The organism is Pseudomonas sp. FSL R10-2964, from assembly GCF_009600035.1.
In the GTDB taxonomy this organism is placed as follows: Bacteria; Pseudomonadota; Gammaproteobacteria; order Pseudomonadales; family Pseudomonadaceae; genus Aquipseudomonas; species Aquipseudomonas bubulae.
Window position 1 is genome coordinate 60,407 of the sequence record NZ_WIWH01000026.1, and the last position, 20,850, is coordinate 81,256.

Annotated in this window: 16 protein-coding genes; 8 read left to right on the plus strand and 8 right to left on the minus strand. The window is 58.7% G+C overall.

Annotation, left to right across the window (positions count from 1 at the left end):
• Positions 1–168: 168 nt before the first annotated feature.
• The 4 genes from ligA to GHN92_RS15800 all read right to left on the minus strand — a co-directional run bounded on the left by ligA (position 169) and on the right by GHN92_RS15800 (position 7,915).
• Positions 169–2,529 carry an NAD-dependent DNA ligase LigA gene (ligA, locus tag GHN92_RS15785; protein ID WP_153380560.1) on the minus strand — a complete coding sequence of 787 codons (2,361 nt, stop codon included), beginning with the start codon at positions 2,527–2,529 and terminating at the stop codon, positions 169–171.
• A gap of 95 nt (positions 2,530–2,624) precedes the next feature.
• On the minus strand, positions 2,625–3,506 hold the full coding sequence (gene zipA / locus GHN92_RS15790) for a cell division protein ZipA (protein ID WP_095002768.1): 882 nt from the start codon (positions 3,504–3,506) through the stop codon (positions 2,625–2,627).
• A 258-nt stretch (positions 3,507–3,764) separates the two neighbouring features.
• On the minus strand, positions 3,765–7,253 hold the full coding sequence (gene smc / locus GHN92_RS15795) for a chromosome segregation protein SMC (RefSeq protein WP_095020220.1): 3,489 nt from the start codon (positions 7,251–7,253) through the stop codon (positions 3,765–3,767).
• Positions 7,254–7,255: 2 nt separating this feature from the next.
• The gene (locus GHN92_RS15800; RefSeq protein ID WP_095002770.1) at positions 7,256–7,915 is read right to left on the minus strand and encodes a GntR family transcriptional regulator; all 660 of its coding nucleotides are present in this window, start codon (positions 7,913–7,915) and stop codon (positions 7,256–7,258) included.
• 224 nt (positions 7,916–8,139) lie between these two features.
• Between GHN92_RS15800 and xdhA the strand changes: the two genes are divergently transcribed.
• The 4 genes from xdhA to guaD are packed head-to-tail and all read left to right on the plus strand — an operon-like array spanning position 8,140 to position 14,122.
• A complete protein-coding gene (gene xdhA / locus GHN92_RS15805; protein ID WP_178102635.1) occupies positions 8,140–9,597 on the plus strand; it encodes a xanthine dehydrogenase small subunit in 1,458 nt (485 codons plus the stop codon).
• Entirely contained in the window at positions 9,590–11,965 is a 2,376-nt protein-coding gene (gene xdhB, locus GHN92_RS15810) for a xanthine dehydrogenase molybdopterin binding subunit (protein ID WP_153380562.1), read from the plus strand. The genes xdhA and xdhB overlap by 8 nt, the downstream gene beginning before the upstream one ends.
• Positions 11,958–12,815, plus strand: a complete 858-nt coding sequence (xdhC, locus tag GHN92_RS15815; protein ID WP_095020224.1) for a xanthine dehydrogenase accessory protein XdhC — start codon at positions 11,958–11,960, stop codon at positions 12,813–12,815. Before xdhB ends, xdhC begins: the two co-directional genes overlap by 8 nt.
• Before the next feature lie 8 nt (positions 12,816–12,823).
• Positions 12,824–14,122 carry a guanine deaminase gene (gene guaD, locus GHN92_RS15820; protein ID WP_153380564.1) on the plus strand — a complete coding sequence of 433 codons (1,299 nt, stop codon included), beginning with the start codon at positions 12,824–12,826 and terminating at the stop codon, positions 14,120–14,122.
• 111 nt (positions 14,123–14,233) lie between these two features.
• On the opposite strand, the gene GHN92_RS15825 is transcribed toward guaD, so the two are convergent.
• Complete coding sequence (locus tag GHN92_RS15825) at positions 14,234–15,001, minus strand: GntR family transcriptional regulator (protein WP_095002775.1); 768 nt, start codon at positions 14,999–15,001, stop codon at positions 14,234–14,236.
• A gap of 227 nt (positions 15,002–15,228) precedes the next feature.
• Here GHN92_RS15825 and GHN92_RS15830 point away from each other — a divergent pair, with 227 nt between their 5' ends.
• Complete coding sequence (locus GHN92_RS15830; protein WP_130871732.1) at positions 15,229–16,419, plus strand: benzoate/H(+) symporter BenE family transporter; 1,191 nt, start codon at positions 15,229–15,231, stop codon at positions 16,417–16,419.
• A gap of 4 nt (positions 16,420–16,423) precedes the next feature.
• Here the strand turns inward: GHN92_RS15830 and GHN92_RS15835 are convergent, their stop codons facing one another.
• Complete coding sequence (locus tag GHN92_RS15835; RefSeq protein WP_095020227.1) at positions 16,424–17,185, minus strand: SDR family oxidoreductase; 762 nt, start codon at positions 17,183–17,185, stop codon at positions 16,424–16,426.
• Positions 17,186–17,381: 196 nt separating this feature from the next.
• Between GHN92_RS15835 and GHN92_RS15840 the strand changes: the two genes are divergently transcribed.
• Positions 17,382–18,386, plus strand: a complete 1,005-nt coding sequence (locus tag GHN92_RS15840; protein WP_095002778.1) for an NADP-dependent oxidoreductase — start codon at positions 17,382–17,384, stop codon at positions 18,384–18,386.
• Positions 18,387–18,511: 125 nt separating this feature from the next.
• Here GHN92_RS15840 and pyrF read toward each other — a convergent pair whose 3' ends face one another.
• Positions 18,512–19,210, minus strand: a complete 699-nt coding sequence (gene pyrF, locus GHN92_RS15845) for an orotidine-5'-phosphate decarboxylase (RefSeq protein ID WP_165446498.1) — start codon at positions 19,208–19,210, stop codon at positions 18,512–18,514.
• Positions 19,211–19,440: 230 nt separating this feature from the next.
• Between pyrF and GHN92_RS15850 the strand changes: the two genes are divergently transcribed.
• A complete protein-coding gene (locus tag GHN92_RS15850) occupies positions 19,441–19,608 on the plus strand; it encodes a DUF2897 family protein (protein ID WP_095002780.1) in 168 nt (55 codons plus the stop codon).
• A gap of 137 nt (positions 19,609–19,745) precedes the next feature.
• A complete protein-coding gene (locus tag GHN92_RS15855; protein WP_095002781.1) occupies positions 19,746–20,309 on the plus strand; it encodes a TetR/AcrR family transcriptional regulator in 564 nt (187 codons plus the stop codon).
• 63 nt (positions 20,310–20,372) lie between these two features.
• Here GHN92_RS15855 and GHN92_RS15860 read toward each other — a convergent pair whose 3' ends face one another.
• On the minus strand, positions 20,373–20,702 hold the full coding sequence (locus GHN92_RS15860) for a helix-hairpin-helix domain-containing protein (RefSeq protein ID WP_095002782.1): 330 nt from the start codon (positions 20,700–20,702) through the stop codon (positions 20,373–20,375).
• Positions 20,703–20,850 lie beyond the last annotated feature (148 nt).

Sequence of the window (20,850 nt, forward strand, 5' to 3'; positions counted from 1 at the left end):
CAAGAATAAAAAAATGAATGGGCTCAAGCACTTGGATTCGGGTTGAAACACCGCCTCGCAACCCGGTACAGGTCATTTGTGGGAGCGGGCTTGCTCGCGATGGCTTCTGCGCGGCTCAACTGAGACACCGCGTTACCTGCATCGCGAGCAAGCCCGCTGCCACAGCCATTACGGAATCGAAATACCCTGTTCGCTCAAAAACGCGACAAAGGCTTCTTCATCCAGCACCTTGAGCCCCAGCTCGTTGGCCTTGGCCAGCTTGGAGCCTGCTCCCGGCCCCGCTACGACGCAATGGGTCTTGCCCGACACCGAGCCCGAAACCTTGGCCCCCAGACTTTCCAGCTTGTCCTTGGCCACATCGCGACTCATTAATTCCAGCGAGCCGGTCAACACCCAGGTCTGGCCTGCCAGCGGCAAACCTTCCACGGCCTTTTTCTCGCTGTGCCAGTGCATGCCGAAATCACGCAGTTGCGCTTCGATTGCCAGCGCCATACGGGCATTTTCAGGGTTATCGAAGAACTCGCGTACCGCCTTGGCCTGTTTTTCCGGTAAGGCCTGGCGCATATCGAGCCAGTCTGCAGTGATCACCCCTTCAAGGGAGCCAAACCTGTCGGCCAGTTTTTGCGCCCCGCCCGGCCCCACCGAAGGAATATGCAACTTGTCGATCAACCCGCCCAAGGTTGTGCTGGCGGCAAACTCGGCACCCAGCTCACCTTGATCCTGCAACTCAAGACCACGCTCCAGCAGTTGATCAATCACCTGCTGGTTGTGTGCGTCACTGAAGAAACTATGAATCTCGTGCGCCACTTCCAGGCCCACGTCCGGCAGGTAGGTAAGCACTTGCGGCAACGCCCGCTGCACACGCTCCAGGGAGGCCAATGAACGCGCCAGCACCTTGGCAGTCTCTTCGCCCACATCAGGAATGCCCAATGCGTAGATAAAACGCGCCAACGTCGGACGCTTGCTGTCGGCGATGGCCTGCAGCAAGTTCTTGCTCGACAGCTCGGCAAAGCCTTCGAGATCGACGATCTGCTCGAACTGCAGGGTATAGAGGTCTGCCGGCGAACTCACCAGGCCCTCATCGACCAACTGCTCGACACTTTTTTCCCCCAGGCCTTCAATGTCCATCGCCCGGCGCGAAACAAAATGAATGATCGCCTGTTTAAGCTGGGCACCACAGGCCAGCCGGCCGACACAGCGGTACACCGCACCTTCGCTGACGGTTTCACGGCCCTTGCTGCGCTTGATCAGCTGCGTGCGCTCAACGTGGGAGCCGCACACCGGACAGCTTTCAGGGATCTGCACCGGCCGGGCATCTTCAGGGCGACGCTCCAGCACCACCTGCACAACCTGCGGGATAACATCACCAGCACGGCGAATAATCACGGTATCGCCAATCATCAGGCCCAGCCGCGCCACTTCATCCATATTGTGCAGGGTGGCATTGGATACGGTCACCCCGGCCACCTTGACCGGTTTGAGACGCGCCACGGGCGTTACTGCACCGGTGCGTCCGACCTGAAACTCAACATCCAGCAACTCGGTCAGTTCCTCCATGGCCGGAAACTTGTGCGCGATGGCCCAGCGCGGTTCACGCGCACGAAAGCCCAGCTCGCGCTGCGACGCCAGGCTGTTGACCTTGAACACCACTCCGTCGATCTCGTAGGACAAGGAAGCACGACGCTCACCGATATCACGGTAATAGTCCAGGCACTCGGCAATCCCCTTTGCCAGCTTCAGCTCATGACTGATGGGCATGCCCCATTGCTGCAATTGTTTGAGGTTGCCGATATGGGTGTCCGAAAACTCTTCAGAGACCTGCCCCAGACCGTAGCAGCAAAATTCCAGCGGGCGGCTGGCCGTGATCTTCGAATCCAGCTGACGCAAGCTGCCCGCCGCTGCGTTGCGCGGATTGGCAAAGGTCTTGCCGCCAGCAGCCAGCTGAGACTCATTAAGACGCTCAAAGCCGGCCTTGGACATAAACACTTCGCCACGCACTTCCAGCACCGCTGGCCAGCCGCTGCCATGCAGCTTGAGCGGAATATTACGCACGGTGCGTACGTTGACGCTGATGTCTTCACCGGTAGTGCCATCACCCCGCGTGGCACCACGCACCAGGCTGCCATCCCGGTACAACAAGCTGACTGCCAGCCCGTCCAGCTTGGGCTCACAGCTGTATTCAACTTCAGCGCCGCCACCAAACAGATCGCCCGCGGGCAGATCCAGGCCCTCGCTGACACGGCGATCGAATTCGCGCATATCGGTTTCATCGAATGCGTTACCCAGGCTCAGCATGGGCACTTCGTGACGCACCTGAGTAAAGGCAGACAAGGCTGCGCTGCCAACGCGCTGAGTGGGCGAGTCGGCGGTCACCAGCTCAGGATGTTCGGCCTCCAGGGCCTTCAGCTCGCGGAACAGGCGATCGTACTCGGCGTCCGGAATGCTTGGCTCGTCGAGTACATGGTAGCGGTAATTATGCTGATCCAGTTCAGCGCGCAGCTCTAGAATGCGGGTATTGGCGGCGGTCATGGGGTGTTCTCTCACAAAGCAAAAGAGCAGCCGAGGCTGCTCCTTGTGTTATTCATGTTGCATGTGGGTGGAGCAGGCAAGCCGCCCCCACATGTTCAGCGTTTTTGAGTCAGGGCACGACGCTCGAATTCAACGATGCGCTGGCGGTAATGCTCGATAGTCTGGGCCGTCAACACACTGCGCTGGTCATCTTTAAGCTCACCATTGAGCTCCTGGGACAGCTTGCGTGCAGCGGCAACCATCACATCAAAAGCCTGCTTGGGATGGCGCGGGCCGGGCAAACCAAGGAAAAAGCTGACAGCTGGCGTACTGAACAGGTCAATATCATCCAGGTCGAATACACCCGGTTTCACCGCATTGGCCATGGAGAACAGCACTTCGCCATTACCGGCCATGCTTTCGTGGCGATGGAAAATATCCATCTCGCCAAAACGCAAACCGCTTTCGAGGATGTTCTGCAACAGTGCCGGGCCTTTGAAGCCTGCCGGGTCACGGCTGATCACGCTGATCACCAGCACTTCTTCGGCGGCCTGCTGCGGTGCAGGCTCCTTGACTTCAACGTCCGCTACGCTCGGCTTGGCACGACCACGCGCCGGCTTGACTGGCGCTACATGATCATCATCACGGGCGCTGATGCTCGGGCCTTCATCCAGTTCAAGATCAAGGTTCAGGTCACCCTGGCTCGGCTCACCGCCACGCTTGCCGCGCTTGGCACCTTTGTCCCGTGCAGGCATGCTGACCGATGGCAAGTCGTGCTCATCAAGTTGCGGCTCTTTATGGGTTGGCGTATCCAGCACCCGTGACGGGCCCAACAACTCAGGGCTGTGCTCGTCGTCAGGGGCATTGGAAAAACTGCGATCAAGTCGAAACTTGAGCTTGCCTTTGCCACCACGCATGCGGCGCCAGCCATCAAAAAGAATACCGGCGATTACCACTATGCCGATGACTATCAGCCATTCGCGCAGACCGATTTCCATGTAATCCCTTGCCCCTAAAAAATGATTCTATGAAGAAGAGCCTAAAGCCCTTTAAAACGTGGCGCCAACTCTATGTTCTGAATGGCGTTTTACCCACGTACAAAAAAATTAGACATTAAATTAACACGACCAAAGATAACTTTACACCGTCTGTCGCATTGAGCTAGGCCCATGCTGCCTTCGACCTACACGTCATATCGGTCAAATGCTTGAAATTTTTCTTACAAGAAGAAAAAAATCGTCCTACATGCTTATAGCTCAAGCATCGACCATTGCCATTGCCTCCTCAACATCAACCGCTACAAGACGTGAACAGCCCGGCTCATGCATCGTCACCCCCATCAACTGATCCGCCATCTCCATGGCGATCTTGTTGTGAGTGATATAGATAAATTGCACGGTCTGCGACATCTCCTTTACCAAGCGTGCATAGCGGCCTACGTTAGCGTCATCAAGCGGTGCATCGACTTCGTCGAGCATGCAAAACGGCGCCGGGTTGAGCTTGAAAATGGCAAAAACCAGCGCCAGGGCCGTCAAGGCTTTCTCGCCACCAGACAGCAAATGGATCGTGCTGTTCTTCTTGCCCGGCGGACGCGCCATGATGGTCACCCCTGTATCGAGTAGATCTTCGCCCGTCAGTTCCAAATAAGCGCTGCCGCCACCGAAAACTTTTGGGAAAAGTGCCTGTAATCCACCATTTATCTGATCAAAGGTGTCCTTGAAGCGGCTGCGGGTCTCTTTGTCGATCTTGCGGATGACGTTTTCCAGGGTATCGAGTGCCTCGACCAGATCGGCATCCTGAGCATCCAGATAGCGCTTGCGCTCCGACTGCTGCTGATACTCATCAATGGCTGCAAGGTTGATCGCGCCCAGGCGCTGAATTCGCGCAGCGATACGTTCCAGCTCTTCTTCGGCCTGCTGCTCGTTGACCTCGGCATCGAGGGTGGCCAGCACCCCGTGCAGGTCATAGCCATCGGCCAGCAACTGATCCTGCAACGCAGTACGACGCACGCTCAAGGCCTGCCACTCCATGCGCTGCTGTTCGAGCTGGCCACGAATCAATTGCGATTGTTGCTCAGCCTGATTGCGGCGTTTTTCGGCATCGCGCAATTCGCGATCGGCATCTTCGAGCGCGGTCTGGGCAATCTTGAGTTCTTCATCCACGCTCAGGCGCTTGTCGAGCAACTCTTCAAGCTTGAGGCGCAACTCTTCCAGCGGCGCTTCGCCCTCCTCCAGATTGAGGGTCAGCTGTTCGCGCTTTTCAGCCAGGCGCTCGGCCTGCATTTCCAGGCGCTCAAGAGCCTGGCGGGTGGAATCATGCTGCGCCTTGAGCGACCCCAGGCGGACAGCCAACTGGTGGGCGTGGTCTTTATGTTGTCGAGCATCCTGACGCACCCGGTCCAACTGCTCGCGCAGACTGTCGCGACGGGCCAGCAACAGCTCGCGCTGCCCGGTATCGGTGGCCATGGCATCCAGGGCATCCTGCAACAGCAGGCGCGCCTCCCCTACCTGCTCATGCTCCAGGGCGCGCTGCTCACCCAACTCGGCCAGTTCTTCGTCCAGACGGCGGCGGCGCAAGGTCAATTGCTCGACCTTGGCCTTGCTGGCGGAGAGCTTGGCCTTGATCTCACCCTGGTGGCGAGCTTCATCCTGCAAGCGACGGCGAAGCTGCTCACGAGAGTCTTCCTGCATACGCTGTTGCTCACGCATGCTTTGTAGTTGTTCCTCCAGGGCCGCCAGGGTGGCTTCACGCTCTTCGCACTCAAGCCCCAGGCGCTGGATTTCCTGGCCCCGGGCCAGCACCCCGCTTTCGGCTTCACTGGCGCGGCGCACCCGCAGGAAGTTGCGCCCGACCCAATAGCCATCACGGCTGATCAGGCTCTGGCCCTCGGCCAGTTGAGCACGCAAGGCCAGTGCCTGCTCCAGTGTTTCGACCGGTTTGACCTGGCCCAGCCACGGCGCCAGATCAAAATCGGCCGTGACCTTGTCCAGCAGGCTGCCCGCCAAGCGAGGGGCCTGCCCTGCATCACTGAACAGGCGCAAATCACCCTGGGCAAACCCTGCCAGATCCAGCAGGGCAAAATCCTCGACCAGTACGGCCTGCAAATCAGCCCCCAACACGGTCTCTACCGCCAGCTCCCAGCCAGCCTCTACGCGCAGGCCTTCTGCCAGTCGTGGCTGCTCGGCAAGCTGCTGATCGCGCAACCATTCGCCAGTACCGGTACCCGGATCAAGCGCAGCCTGCTGCAAGGCCTCCAGCGATGCCAGACGACCGTTGAGGCGCTGCAGCTCGCCCTGGGCCTGCTGCTGGTTCTGCGTGGCCTGTTGCAAGTCGTGACGCACTTGCTCGAGCTGCTCGACCAGTTGCTGCTCACTGGCCTGCAGCTCTTCGTGGGCCATTTCGCTGCTGGCCAGTTGCTCACTGAGCTCCAGAATGGCCGCATCTTCAGGGTCTGCGGCCAGCAAGGCACGCTCTTCAGCCAGACGGCGCTGACGTTCCGCCACGCGCTCCATACTGGTTTCCAGCTGCTGGATACGGGCTTGCAGCACTTCGGACTGGCGCTGCGGCTCGGCCGAGCGAAGGTTGAAAATGTCCCACTGTTCCTGCCAGCCATGCATGGTCTGCTCGGCCACTTCCAGAGTAGCGGCAGCCTCTTCGGCGGCCGCGCTGGTCAGTTCCTGCTCGGGCTCAAGCATGTGCAGCTCTTCAGCCAGAGTCGCCAGCAAGGTGCGGTCATGCCCCAGATGGGATTCGGTTTCCAGGCGCGAGCGCTCGGCTTCGCGCAGGTCATCCTGCAACTGGCGCAAACGTTGCTGGCCATGCTGAATGCTCTGCTCGACCCGGGCAATATCGCCCCCTACCGAATAGAAGCGCCCCTGCACCAGATTGAAGCGCTCTGACAGATCATGGTGCCCGTCACGCAGGCGTTCGATGCTGGCATCGGCATTGCGCTGCTCGGCCACCAGGGCTTCGAAACTGACTTCCTGATTACCGATGACCGCTTCGCGCTGCCCCACCTGCTCATTCAGGGCCTGCCAGCGCAGAGCCGACAGCCGGGCCTTGAGCTGACGCTCTTCGGCCTTGTATTCCTGATATTTCTCGGCGGCCTGGGCCTGGCGGTGCAAACGCTCCAGCTGACGCCCCAGCTCATCGCGCAGGTCAGTCAGACGGGCAAGGTTTTCGTGGGTACGGCGGATACGGTTTTCAGTCTCGCGGCGGCGCTCCTTGTACTTGGAAATGCCCGCCGCCTCTTCGATAAAGTTGCGCAGATCTTCAGGCTTGGACTCGATCAGCTTGGAGATCATGCCCTGCTCGATGATCGAGTAGCTGCGCGGCCCCAGCCCCGTACCGAGGAAGATATCGGTAATGTCACGACGACGGCACTTGGTGCCATTGAGGTAATAGGTGGTCTGGCTGTCGCGGGTGACTTTGCGGCGGATCGATATCTCGGCATAGGCCGCATACTCGCCCAGCAGCGTGCCGTCGGAGTTGTCGAAGACCAGTTCGATACTGGCCTGGCTCACCGGTTTGCGCGTGGTGGAGCCGTTGAAGATAACGTCGGTCATCGACTCGCCGCGCAGGTTCTTGGCCGAGCTTTCGCCCATGACCCAGCGCACGGCATCGATGATATTGGACTTGCCACAGCCGTTGGGGCCTACCACCGCCGCCATATTGCTTGGAAAGGTAACGGTTGTCGGGTCAACAAAGGACTTGAAGCCGGCCAGCTTGATACAGGTCAGGCGCACGCTCAGGCAACCGTCAAGGCAGACAGCACCAGGGCACAACTGCGCTGGGCATAGCTGCTCAGCACCACGCGAATCTGCGCCAGGTCACGCGCCAGCACGGCGTCGAGCAACTGCGCAAACAACGCCAGGAACTCGCTCATTTCCGCCTTGCGCTGGTCCAGTGCCAGGTAATAGGCACGGCTCATGGCCGGGTGCAGGTTCTCGACGGTTTCCTGCAAATACGGGTTGTCGGCGAACGGGTACGCCGCACGCATCACATTGAAGCTGTCTTCAACGAAGGTGCTGATGTCCTGGCGTTCGTAGCTGGCGGCCAGGCGCTGCTGGATCTGCAAGAACGGCCCCAGATCGGCCGGAACTGCCCAGCGCTGGGCTACGGCATTGCCGAGCAGGATGTACATTTCGCTCATCAGCGTGCACAGGCTCTGCACCTTGTGCGCCGTAAGTTCGGTCACATGGGCGCCACGACGCGGCAGGATGGCGATCAGATGTCGACGCTCAAGGATCAATAATGCTTCGCGCACAGAGCCGCGACTGACATTCAGCGCCAGCGTCACTTTCTGTTCCTGAATGCGTTCCCCAGGCTTTAACTCGCCGCGAATGATGCGTTCGGCGAGGTGGTGAGCGATTTGCTCGGCGAGGCTGTCCGGCGCCTTGAACGTCATGTTTTACCTTCAAAATCTTTGATCAGTGCAGGCGGCGCAGTGTAACGCACTTGATATGCCCTCGCGCAGAGCCTCGGAGGCTGAATATGGCACGAAACCCGCAAATAAATCCCCCGGATATCAATCACAGGGATCACTGACCGCTATTTCTTGACCCGTAAGTCAGCTTTAGCTAAATTCAGTGTATCCCGCGTTACAACAATAATGATTATGCGAGGCCTTCCGTGATCCAGTTCCTACTCAACCAGACGCTGCGCACCGAGCACACGCTGGACCCGAATCTGACCGTGCTCAATTACCTGCGTGAACACCTGCACAAGCCTGGCACCAAAGAAGGTTGCGCCAGCGGAGACTGTGGTGCCTGCACCGTTGTGGTCGGCGAACTTCACACCGACGCTGAAGGCCTTGAACGGCTGCGCTATCGCAGCCTCAATTCGTGCCTGACCTTTGTCTCGGCTTTGCACGGCAAGCAACTGATCAGCATCGAAGACCTCAAGCACCAGGGGCAGTTGCACAGCGTGCAGCGGGCGATGGTCGACTGCCACGGCTCACAGTGCGGGTTCTGCACGCCGGGATTTGTGATGTCACTGTTCGCCCTGCAAAAAAACAGCACGGGCCAGCCTGATGGCCATCAGGCCCATGAAGCCCTGGCGGGCAACCTCTGTCGCTGCACCGGCTACCGCCCTATTCTGGCGGCTGCCGAACAGGCTTGCAGCGGGCAACAACAGGATCAGTTCGATACACACCAGAGCGCGACCATTGCCCTGCTCAAGACCATCACCCCGACCCAAACCGGCGAACTGAACAGCGGCGACAAGCGCTGCCTGCTGCCCATGACCATCAGCGACCTGGCCCAGCTGTACGAATCCCAACCCCAGGCCCGCCTGCTGGCCGGCGGTACCGACCTGGCGCTTGAGGTGACCCAGTTTCATCGCCCGCTGCCGGTCATGATCTACGTCGGCAACGTGGCCGAAATGAAGCACATCGAGCGCTTTGATGACCGTATTGAAATCGGCGCGGCGGTGTCGCTGACAGACGCCTACGGCACGCTCAAGGCCGAGTACCCGGACTTCGGCGAATTGCTGCAACGCTTCGCCTCCCTGCAAATCCGCAATCAGGGCACCCTGGGCGGCAACATCGGCAATGCCTCGCCCATTGGCGACTCGCCACCGCTGCTGATTGCCCTCGGCGCACAACTGGTACTGCGCAAAGGGCAAACCCTGCGCACCCTGGCGATCGAGGATTACTTCATCGACTACCGGGTGACGGCACGCCAGGAAGGCGAATTTATCGAAAAAATCATCATCCCTCGCGCCGACCCCAGCCATGCATTTCGCGCCTATAAAATCTCCAAGCGCCTGGATGACGACATCAGCGCCGTGTGCGCAGCGTTCAACCTGCACATCGACAACGGCGTGGTGACCGGTGCCCGCGTGGCATTCGGCGGCATGGCGGCTATCGCCAAACGCGCCGCCGCCTGCGAAGCCGCATTGCTCGGCGCAAACTGGAACAGCGCCAGCATCGAGCGCGCCTGCGCTGCACTGGCAAACGACTTCACCCCGCTCTCGGACTTTCGCGCCAGCAAGGAATACCGTCTGCTGAGTGCGCAGAACCTGCTACGCAAATACTTTATCGAACTGCAAACGCCACATCTCGAGACGCGGGTAACAGCTTATGTCTAACCATCACAAGGTTGCCCCAACCCAGGCCGAGCTGGCCGCCCTCTTCCAGCAGGACTTGAAAACCGGTGTGGGTCGCAGCGTCAAGCATGACAGTGCCGAAAAACATGTCAGCGGCGAAGCGCAGTACATCGATGACCGCCTGGAATTCCCCAACCAGTTGCACCTTTTCGCACGCCTGTCCGACCGCGCCCACGCCAGAATCCTGCGTGTCGACACCACGCCCTGCTACGCCTTCGCAGGCGTGCGCCTGGTGATCACCCACGAAGATATCCCCGGTCTGAAGGACATTGGCCCGCTACTGCCCGGCGATCCGCTACTGGCCATCGACAAGGTGGAGTTTGTCGGCCAGCCCGTACTGGCAGTGGCCGCTTGCGACCTGGACACCGCGCGCAAGGCGGCAATGGCTGCCATTATCGAATACGAAGACCTGGAGCCGGTGCTGGACGTGGTTCAGGCCCTGCGCCAGAAGCACTTTGTGCTCGATACCCACACCCATCAACGCGGCGACTCTGCCGGCGCACTGGCCGGGGCCGAACATCGCCTGCAGGGCAGCCTGCATATTGGCGGGCAGGAGCACTTTTACCTCGAGACCCAGATCTCATCGGTCATGCCTACCGAAGACGGCGGGATGATCGTTTACTGCTCCACGCAGAACCCTACCGAAGTGCAGAAGCTGGTGGCAGAAGTCCTTGATGTTTCAATGAACAAGATCGTTGTCGATATGCGCCGCATGGGCGGCGGCTTTGGCGGCAAGGAGACCCAGGCCGCCAGCCCCGCCTGCCTGTGCGCCGTGGTGGCACGCCTGACCGGGCAACCGACCAAGATGCGCCTGCCGCGGGTCGAAGACATGCTGATGACCGGCAAGCGCCACCCGTTTTATATCGAATATGACGTCGGTTTCGACGCCAGCGGCCGCTTGCAGGGCATCCAGCTGGACCTGGCGGGCAACTGTGGCTGTTCGCCGGACTTGTCCAACTCCATTGTCGACCGCGCCATGTTCCACGCCGACAACGCCTATTATCTGGGCGACGCGACGATCAATGGTTATCGCTGTAAAACCAACACGGCTTCCAACACGGCCTATCGCGGCTTTGGTGGCCCGCAAGGCATGGTCGCCATCGAAGAGGTCATGGACCGTATCGCCCGCCATCTGGGCCTCGACCCGCTGGCCGTACGCAAGGCCAATTACTACGGCAAAACCGAACGCAACGTGACCCACTACTACCAGACCGTGGAACACAACCTGCTGCAAGAAATGACCGCCGACCTTGAGGCCAGCAGCCAGTACACCGAGCGCCGGGAAGCGATCAAGGCGTTCAACGCCAGCAGTCCGATCCTGAAAAAAGGCCTGGCGCTGACCCCGGTCAAATTCGGCATCTCCTTTACCGCCAGCTTCCTCAACCAGGCCGGCGCCCTGATCCATATTTATACCGATGGCAGCATCCACCTCAACCACGGCGGCACCGAGATGGGCCAGGGCCTGAATATCAAGGTCGCGCAGGTGGTCGCCGAAGTGTTCCAGGTGGATATCAGCCGCATCCAGATCACCGCAACCAACACTGACAAAGTGCCAAACACCTCGCCTACTGCAGCGTCCAGCGGTGCCGACCTCAATGGCAAGGCCGCGCAAAACGCAGCCGAAACCATCAAGCAGCGACTTGTTGAATTTGCTGCCGACAAATATCAGGTCGAGCAACGGGCGGTGATCTTCCATAACGGCCAGGTGCAGGCTGGCGAGCAGATCATCAGTTTTGAAAGCCTGATCCAGCAGGCCTATTTCGGCCAGGTGTCGTTATCGAGCACCGGGTACTACAAAACCCCGAAGATTTTTTATGACCGCACTCAGGCACGTGGTCGGCCGTTTTATTACTTTGCCTTTGGCGCCGCCTGCGCCGAGGTGATCGTCGACACCCTGACCGGCGAATACAAAATGTTGCGTACCGATATCCTCCATGATGTCGGTGCCTCGCTGAACCCGGCCATCGACATCGGCCAGGTCGAAGGCGGGTATATACAGGGGGCGGGCTGGCTGACCATGGAGGAACTGGTGTGGAATGCCAAGGGCAAGCTGATGACCAACGGCCCGGCCAGCTACAAGATCCCCGCGGTGGCAGACATACCGCTGGACCTGCGCGTAACCCTGGTGGAAAACCGCAAGAACCCCGAAGACACCGTGTTCCACTCCAAGGCCGTGGGCGAACCGCCATTTATGCTCGGCATCGCCGCATGGTGCGCGATCAAGGACGCGGTGGCGAGCCTGGCCGACTACCGCGTGCAACCTGCGATTGACGCCCCGGCCACCCCGGAGCGGGTGCTGTGGGGTTGTGAGCAAATGCGCAAAAGCCTGTCGGGAGATCAGCATGAATAACTGGATCAGTGCCCTGGCCGAGTTGCAGCAGCAAGGCGAACCCTGCGTGCTGGTGACCATCATCGAAGAGCAAGGCTCTACCCCGCGCAATACCGGTTCGAAGATGGTCATTTGTGCAGATAAAATCTTCGACACCATTGGTGGCGGTCATCTGGAGTACAAGGCAATGGAAATTGCCCGTCAGATGCTCAGCAGCGGCAAGCACGATACCCTTCTACAGCGCTTCAGCCTCGGCGCCAGCCTGGGCCAGTGTTGCGGCGGGGTGGCCGTGCTGCTGTTCGAACCGATGGGCAAGGTGCAGGCTCAGATTGCGGTGTTTGGCGCAGGGCACGTGGCCCGAGCCCTGGTACCCCTGCTCGCCAGCCTGCCGTGCCGGGTGCGCTGGATCGACTCGCGGGAGCAGGAATTCCCGACACTTATCCCTCAAGGCGTGGAAAAAATCGTTACCGACGAACCGGTAGATGAAGTCGATGCCCTGCCTGCGGGTTGCTACTGCATCGTCATGACGCATAATCACGCCCTGGACCTGGAGCTCAGCGCCGCCCTGCTTAAACGCAACGACTTTACCTACTTCGGCTTGATTGGTTCGAAAACCAAACGCGTGAAGTTCGAACATCGCCTGCGTGAGCGCGGTATCGACGCCTCACCTTTGCAGCGCATGCGTTGCCCGATGGGTTTGAGCGAAGTCAAAGGCAAATTGCCTGTTGAAATCGCGATCTCCATCGCCGGCGAAATCATCGCCACCTACAACACTCATTTCGGCCAGCACACTGCGAGCGCCGACAGCGCGTCATCTGAATCCATTAAACAATTGTTGCCGTCTTCACGACGCAGCCATGCCACACACTGAGAATTGCCATGACTTGTAAAGCCTATCGCGCCGCCATTTTGCACAGCATCGCCGACCCCGCCGAAGTCGGGATCGAGGCCTCCTATGAATATTTCGCAGACGGCTTGCTGGTGGTCGACAACGGCCAGATCAAGGCTGTTGGCCCGGCCAGCGAACTGCTTGGCACACTGGCCGCCGACGTTGCTGTGACCGAGTACAAAGACGCACTGATCACCCCCGGCTTTATCGATACCCATATCCATTTCCCGCAAACCGGGATGATTGGCGCTTACGGAGAGCAACTGCTCGACTGGCTCAACACCTACACCTTCCCGTGCGAAAACCAGTTCGCCGATAAGGCCCATGCTGACGAAGTTGCTGACGTATTCCTGAAGGAACTGCTACGCAACGGCACTACCACCGCCCTGGTCTTCGGCAGCGTACACCCGCAATCGGTGGATGCCCTGTTTGAGGCCGCACAGCACCTGGACCTGCGTCTGATAGCCGGCAAGGTGATGATGGACCGCAACGCCCCAGACTATCTGACCGATACCGCCGAAACCGGCTACAGCGAAAGCAAGGCACTGATCGAGCGCTGGCACGGTAAGGGCCGCCTGCATTACGCCGTCACCCCGCGCTTCGCGCCGACCAGCACCCCGGAGCAATTGACCCTGGCCGGCAAGCTGCTGGGCGAATACCCGGATGTGTATCTACACACCCATATCAGCGAGAACCTTCAGGAAATCGAGTGGGTCAAGTCGCTGTTCCCTGAGCGCAAAGGCTATCTGGATGTGTACGACCACTACCAGTTGCTCGGCGAACGCTCGGTGTTTGCCCACGGTGTACATCTGTGTGACGAGGAATGTGCGCGACTCGCCGAGACGGGTTCGGCAGTGGCGTTCTGCCCGACTTCCAACCTGTTTTTGGGCAGCGGCCTGTTCAACCTGCCGATGGCCGAAAAGCACAAGCTCAATGTGGGGCTGGGCACAGACGTGGGTGCAGGTACCAGCTTCTCGCTGCTCAACACCCTGAACGAAGCCTACAAGGTCATGCAACTGCAGGGTGCACGCCTCGATCCGTTCAAGTCGTTGTACCTGGCTACGTTGGGCGGGGCGCGAGCACTGCACCTGGAAGACAAGATCGGCAATCTGCAACCGGGCAGCGACGCTGACTTCCTGGTACTGGACTACAACGCTACGCCACTGATGAGCTATCGCCTCAAGCAGTCAAAAAACATCGCCGAGACGCTGTTTGTATTGATGACCCTTGGGGATGACCGTACGGTGCAGCAAACCTATGCGGCAGGCAATCTGGTGCATCAGCGCTGATAATTTCCCTTGTGGGAGCGGGCTTGCTCGCGAGGTTATCGATGCGGTTCTACTGAAGCACCGCGTCGCCTGCATCGCGGGCAAGCCCGCTCCCACAAGAGCAGCCGAGGCTTAAAGCTTGGCAGCAGGCCGAGGGCTTTTGCCCTTGGTTTGCAGCAAGTGCGAAAACACCGCGTGCAAGTCGTCAGAGGCGCTTTCTTCGTCAAGGTTGAGCTTGCTGTCGATGTGATCCATGTGATGCATCATCAGGTGCACGGCCTGGCCGGCATCCCGGGCTTCGATGGCATCGATCAATTGCATGTGCTCGTCATAAGAGCAGTGCGAACGGTTGCCGCTCTCGTACTGGGCAATAATCAACGACGTTTGCGACACCAGACTGCGCTGAAAGCTGATCAGCGGCGCATTCTTCGCCGCTTCGGCCAACTTCAGGTGGAACTCGCCCGACAGGCGAATACCCGCACCCCGATCGCCCCGCGAAAAACTGTCGCGCTCGTCCTGGACCATCTTGCGCAGTTGCGCCAGATCATCAGCCGTAGCATGCACCACCGCCAGCTCGGTAATGGCCTTTTCAACCAGTCGCCGGGCCAGAAACACCTGGCGCGCTTCTTCTACGCTAGGGCTCGCCACCACTGCACCGCGATTAGGGCGCAGCAGCACAACCCCTTCATGGGCCAGACGCGACAGGGCGCGACGAATAATGGTGCGGCTCACGCCAAAGATTTCGCCCAGAGCCTCTTCACTCAACTTGGTGCCAGGCGCCAGACGCTGTTCAAGGATCGCCTCGAAAATATGCGCATAGACAATATCGTCCTGGGTTCCACTGCGGCCGGCCTTGCCAGCGCGGGGTTGTTTCTTGAGAGGCTGCAACTGTTCGTTCATGGGCACTCGTGTGGGAAGCGGCGGCGAATAAGGGATTACGCTAGTACGTAAACGGGTGTCACCGACCAGAAATTAATGCAAAAAACAGGGCGCATTGTACACAAAGCAGAGTGCCAGTACGACTGTACGGTCGTTTACGAACCCTGCTGTATCGCAACTAGATGCAACCTTTACGTTTAGGCTTGTCGCCTGCCCGAACTCCTATAGCACACAAGGAAGACCGTTCCATGACCGACACCCCGCAGCCGCGCTTGCATCCACTGGCAGACACCTCGCCCTCGGCGGTGGTCGCAGGCTTTATCGCCATGATGACCGGCTACACCAGCTCCCTGGTCCTGATGTTCCAGGCGGGTCAGGCAGCGGGACTTACCAGCGGGCAGATTTCATCATGGATCTGGGCACTGTCGATCGGCATGGCTGTTTGCAGCATAGGCTTGTCTTTGCGTTATCGCACACCGATCACCATCGCCTGGTCCACACCGGGGGCGGCACTGCTGATCACCAGCCTTGGCGGCGTCAGTTACGGCGAGGCCATCGGCGCCTATATCACCTGCGCGGTACTGGTGATCATCTGTGGCATCACCGGCAGTTTTGAGCGCCTGGTCAAGCGCATCCCCTCATCCCTGGCCGCCGCGTTGCTGGCGGGCATCCTGTTTAAAATCGGCAGCGAAATCTTCGTCGCGGCGCAACATCGCACCGGCTTGGTGATCGGCATGTTTTTCACCTACCTGATCGTCAAGCGCCTGTCACCCCGCTACGCCGTACTGGCGGCGCTGCTGATCGGCACCCTGCTGTCGGGCATGCTTGGGCTGCTGGACTTCAGCGGTTTTTCCCTTGAAGTGGCCGTGCCGGTGTGGACCACGCCGTCCTTTTCGCTGGCGGCAACCATCAGCATCGGCATCCCGCTGTTTGTGGTGGCCATGACCTCGCAAAACATGCCGGGCATCGCCGTACTGCGGGCCGATGGCTATGACGTGCCCGCCTCGCCGCTGATCACCACCACCGGGGTAGCCTCCTTGCTGCTCGCCCCCTTCGGTTCCCACGGCATCAACCTGGCAGCCATCAGTGCCGCCATCTGCACCGGCCCCCATGCCCACGAAGACCCGAAAAAACGCTACACCGCAGCCGTGTGGTGCGGAATTTTCTATGGCATCGCCGGCATATTCGGCGCCACCCTGGCCGCCCTGTTCGCCTCATTGCCCAAGGAACTGGTGCTGTCGATTGCCGCACTGGCACTGTTCGGCTCGATCATGAACGGGCTGAGTATTGCCATGGGCGAAGCCAGGGAGCGTGAAGCTGCCCTGGTGACCTTTATGGTCACCGCATCGGGCATGACCCTGTTTTCAATTGGCTCGGCTTTCTGGGGCATTGTTGCGGGCGTACTGACCCTGATGATCCTGAACGTCAAATCACGCTGAGCTATCAGATCGCCAGTGCCCCGCCATCGACCGCCAGCGCATGGCCTGTGGTAAATGCTGCGCCATCCGAGCACAGGTACAGCACGGCGCTGGCAACTTCTTCGACCGTGCCGATACGCCCCACCGGGTGCATCGCGGCGGCAAATTCAGCCTTGCGCGGGTCGACCTCATAAGCGCGGCGGAACATATCGGTATCGATGACCGCCGGGCACACCGCGTTCACCCGAATATGCTTTTTCGCATACTCAATGGCTGCCGATTTGGTCAGCCCGATCACCGCATGTTTGGACGCCGAGTAAATGCTCATCTTTGGCGCGGCGCCCAGTCCGGCCACCGAGGCAGTATTGACGATCGCCCCGCCACCTTGGGCCAGCATCAATGGCAGCTGATATTTCATGCACAGCCAAACACCCTTGACGTTTACCCCCATGATCGCATCGAACTCATCCAGGGTACCGTCGGCCAGGCGACCATGCTCGATCTCGATCCCGGCATTGTTGAAGGCATAGTCCAGACGCCCGTAGGTGCTGATTGTCTGCTCCATCAGTTGCCTGACCTGCGCCTCTACAGTGACATCGCAGCCTGCGAAAACAGCACTGCCGCCCGCAGTCCTTATCTGCTCGACAGTGTCTTCACCCGCTGCCACATCCCGATCGGCCACCACCACCTTCAAACCCTCGCCGGCAAATGCCAGCGCCGTGGCCCTCCCGATACCGGCCCCGCCCCCTGTCACTACAGCCACTTGCCCCGTAAACGTCATGCCCATCGTCTTAACCCTCAGCAGAGTGCATCTGTACCCCCGAAACGTTCGGGCACGGCCATCCGCCTATTTATCCGAGTGATAAAAGACTGCCTACAACCATCACCATCACTGATAAAAACCTATTCGTAAGCGCGTATTCACTTGCCCTGTAGCGTGAGAAGGTCTATCAACAGCCATCAATCTCTAAAGAGTTATAGCAATGACTGACCAGACAAACCGCCAATTCCTGCTCGCCAAACGTCCAGTCGGTGCAGCAACCCGCGATACCTTCACCTTCCAGCAAGTGCCCGTAGTACAGCCCAAGGACGGCCAGATCCTGGTCAAAAATGAATACTTGTCCCTCGACCCGGCCATGCGTGGCTGGATGAACGAAGGCAAGTCCTATATTCCGCCGGTAGCGCTGGGTGATGTGATGCGCGCCCTGGGAGTGGGCAAGGTGATTGCCAGCGCCCACCCGGGCTTTGCTGTGGGGGATTACGTCAACGGTGCCCTGGGAATGCAGGATTACTTCACCGGTGAGCCACGGGGTTTCTACAAGGTCGACCCGAAACTGGTACCGCTGCCCGTGTATCTGTCCGCACTGGGCATGACGGGCATGACGGCCTACTTCGCCCTGCTGGACGTCGGCGCACCGAAAACAGGAGACACCGTGGTGATTTCCGGCGCAGCGGGTGCTGTTGGCAGCATTGCCGGGCAAATCGCCAAGTTGAAGGGCTGCCGCGTGGTAGGCATTGCCGGCGGCCAAGAGAAATGTAAGCGGCTGGTCGAGGAGTTCGGCTTTGACGGTGTAATCGACTACAAGAACGAAGATATGCTCGCAGGCCTCAAACGCGAATGCCCCAAGGGTGTAGATGTGTTTTTCGACAACGTGGGCGGCGATATTCTCGACGCCGTATTGAGCCGTTTGAATTTCAAGGCGCGGGTCATCATCTGCGGAGCCATCAGCCAGTACAACAACAAGGAAGCCGTTAAAGGTCCGGCCAACTACTTGTCACTGCTGGTCAATCGCGCCCGCATGGAAGGCTTTGTGGTAATGGACTATGCCGATCGCTATGCAGCAGCCGGACAAGAGATGGCGGGCTGGCTGCTCAAGGGCCAGTTGAAAAGCAAAGAGCATATTGTTGAAGGCCTGGAAAGCTTCCCGGAAAGCCTGGCGAAGCTGTTCAGCGGGGAAAATCACGGCAAGCTGGTGTTGAAGGTCTGACACACCACATACAGGTGGCAGCGGACTTGCTCGCAATACAGGCACCGCGGCCTGTCAAGGCAGACCGCGGCGCGGCAATCGCGGGCTTGCCCGCGATTGCCGAATCAAAACGGTGGCAAACAGCCTTAAGCCAGCTCAGCTACCACGGCAGCGAGTGCCTTGGCCGGATCCACTGCCTGGCTGATCGGGCGCCCGATTACCAGATAATCAGAACCTGCATCCAGTGCCTGGCGAGGCGTCAGGATACGACGCTGATCGTCCTGCGCACTGCCCGCAGGACGAATCCCCGGGGTTACCAGTTGCAGACCCGGGTGCGCGGCCTTCAGCGCTTGCGCCTCCAGGGCCGAACACACCAGGCCATCCATACCGGCCTTGTCGGCCAGGGCTGCCAGGCGTAACACTTGCTCCTGAGGCTCAATATCCAGGCCAATACCGGCCAGGTCTTCACGCTCCATGCTGGTCAACACGGTCACGCCAATCAGCAACGGCTGCGGGCCGGTGCGCTTGTCGAGTACTTCGCGGCAAGCGGCCATCATGCGCAAGCCGCCCGAACAGTGAACGTTAACCATCCATACGCCCATTTCAGCTGCGGCCTTGACCGCCATTGCCGTGGTATTGGGGATATCGTGGAACTTCAGGTCCAGAAATACTTCAAAACCCTTGTCGCGCAAAGTACCGACGATTTCCGAAGCGCAACTGGTGAACAGCTCTTTGCCCACCTTGACACGGCACTGCTTGGGGTCCAACTGATCAGCCAGTTTCAATGCGGCGTCACGGGTCGGGAAATCCAGGGCGACGATAATAGGAGTCTGGCAGTCGGACATTAGCGGGTTCTCAGGCTGGTCGAAATCGGCGCGCATTGTAGCGGAACCAGCCGCTTACCGGCACCCGATGATCGTAAATACACGATTTTAGTCTTTACCAAGCTTATACCGCACATGACTGAATAACCGGCCTACACTGAAAGCAATCAACACTTACTCACTTAACAGGATAAACAGCAGCACACAGCGCAACCCCTGCCCTGTGCTGCACTCAACACGGAGAACACTCTATGCCTTGGTATGCCTGGTTAATTCTCGTCGTCGCTATCGGTGTCATTGTAGGCGCCCTGATGACACTACGTGACACAGCCAATAAAGTTGAACTGACCGATGAGCAACGCAAACGTGTTGCCGAACGCAATGCCGAAATGGACGCCAAGGAATCAAAAGACAGGTAGTCAGACAAGCGCTCAGGGCCTGCATGCCAAGGAATGAGCATCGGTGAGGAAAAACCTACAAACAGTTGCATGATTAACCACTGCATCTGTTTGAAGGTCGACGCTATGATGGTCCATTGCATAAAGAGACACCTGTCATGCGCTATTCACAAGATCATAAAGCCCAAACCCATCAGCGCATCGTTAAAGAAGCATCCGGGCTCTTTCGACGACACGGTATTGGCGCCACAGGCCTGCAACCCCTGATGAAATCACTGGGCCTTACTCACGGTGGTTTCTATGCTCATTTTTCATCCAAAAACGACCTGGTAGAAAAAGCCTTGCAGCACGCAGCCAACCAGGTTGACGGTATCTGCGCCGAACTGTTCAGCCAGCCCCACCCCCTGCACGCATTTATCGATGCTTACTTGTCTGAGTGGCATCTGACCTCCCCCCATGAGGGTTGCCCGTTGCCGACCATGTCCGCTGAAATGGCCCAACAGGGCCAGGCAAGTGTCACCACCGACCATGTCATCGATGCCAGGCTCAAACAGATCCAGGCGACCCTGCAAGGGTCAGACACTGAAGACAAAAGCATCGTGATTTTCGCTACCCTGGTAGGCGCACTGGTTCTGGCTCGCGGCGCAGAGAGTGATGCACTGAAACAGAAGATTTTCGAAGTCACGCGCAGTACATTGAAGTCGTCAGCGCCTTATGCCTGAACGCTTGCTGACAGCCACAAAAAAGCCAGTCTATGACTGGCTTTTTTCGTTCTGTTACCTGGCTTAGCTGATTACGATCTTGTCGCGGTTTCTCTCCAGAATAACCTTGCCTATGCCTTTGACCTCAAGCAACTCATCGACTGAAGTAAAATCACCATTGGCCTCGCGATAAGCCACGATCGCCTTGGCTTTAACAGCCCCTACACCCGAGAGTTCACGCTGCAGGGTAGCCTCATCTGCGGTATTGATATTAATCGTCACCACTTTGGCATCCAGCACTACTGGCGCAGCAACCACCGGTTCAACTGCTCCGGCCGCAGGTGCGGCATGGGCCACACTGGAAACACCTACCATCAAGGCAAAGAAAATCGAAGAGAGAAAAGCAGTACGCATAATTGACACTCCATAACATCGTTAATTTAAAAACAGCTTTCCTGAGCTGTATTTCAAACTTAGGCGATGGTTGAATCGCCCCTAGTTTCGTAGACACCTCCAAGCCTTAAAATGAGGCCCATTAGGAGGTGCCATGAGCAACCAGCGA